Below are 644 nucleotides of genomic sequence, written 5' to 3' on the forward strand. Positions count from 1 at the left end.
AGCTTGAAGACTGAAACCACTTCGGCCAGGCGACGTGCCTGCTCCTGCATGGACAGCGCTGCCGCACTGGACTCCTCCACCAGCGCCGCGTTCTGCTGCGTCATCTGGTCCAGATTGCTCACCGCCTGATTGACCTGATTGATGCCGTCACGCTGCTCGGTGGACGAGGCCGTGATCTCGCCAATCAGGTCGCTGACGCGGCGCACGCTGGCCACGATCTCGCTCATGCTCTGGCCCGCCAGCTCCACCTGCTGCGAGCCCGACTGCACATTGTCCACGCTGGTGGTGATGAGCTGCTTGATCTCCTTGGCGGCTTCGGCGCTGCGCTGCGCCAGGCTGCGCACCTCGCCCGCCACCACCGCAAAACCACGGCCCTGCTCGCCGGCACGTGCCGCCTCGACGGCCGCATTCAGGGCCAGGATATTGGTCTGGAAGGCAATGGAGTCAATCACGCCGATGATGTCGGCAATCTTGCGGCTGCTGTCGGTGATCTGGCCCATGCTCTGCACCACCTGCTGCACCACCCGGCCGCCTTGCTCGGCCGCCTGGGCGGCGGTCGATGCCAGCTGATTGGCCTGACGCGCAGTGTCGGCAGACTGGGTGACGGTCGCCGTCAGCTCTTCCATGCTGGCTGCGGTTTCCTC

The 644-nt window shown here is 65.7% G+C and carries 1 protein-coding gene; it reads right to left on the minus strand.

The window, feature by feature from the left end; all coding sequences use genetic code 11:
* Positions 1-644, minus strand: a 644-nt coding sequence (locus CTATCC11996_RS13405) for a methyl-accepting chemotaxis protein (protein WP_003076962.1), incomplete at both ends; no start/stop codon positions are given.

The organism is Comamonas testosteroni ATCC 11996 (assembly GCF_000241525.1).
GTDB lineage: Bacteria > Pseudomonadota > Gammaproteobacteria > Burkholderiales > Burkholderiaceae_C > Comamonas > Comamonas testosteroni.